This is a genomic window from Photobacterium sp. R1 (assembly GCF_054600795.1).
The window spans coordinates 1-273 of record NZ_BAAHZP010000524.1 but is presented as its reverse complement, the minus strand read 5'-3'; the positions used below and the strand labels follow the sequence as shown (position 1 = coordinate 273).

1 protein-coding gene is annotated in these 273 nt (G+C 52.7%); it reads right to left on the bottom strand.

What is annotated here, in order from left to right; all coding sequences use genetic code 11:
* A partial coding sequence (gene flgB / locus ACYP03_RS26120) for a flagellar basal body rod protein FlgB (protein ID WP_459782687.1) occupies nt 1-273 on the bottom strand: 273 nt, incomplete at both ends.

Sequence of the window (273 nt, the reverse complement as noted above, 5' to 3'; positions counted from 1 at the left end):
GCTCCAGCTGAGCATCAACTGTGTTGCCATCACCGGTATCCGGCTGATCGGGCACACGGTATTTCTGTTCACCCATGACTTTGGTGGAGGCAGCAATATGCCGCTCATTGGTACGGCTGAGGCCAACTTTTGCCTCTGAGGTTGCCGCATTCAACGCACGCTGAAAGTCCATGTCTTTTGCTTTATAACCGGGTGTATTGGCGTTAGCGATGTTACTGGCAAGGGTTTCCGCCCTTTTGCCCCTCACACCAACTGTGTACTGATGCACACCTA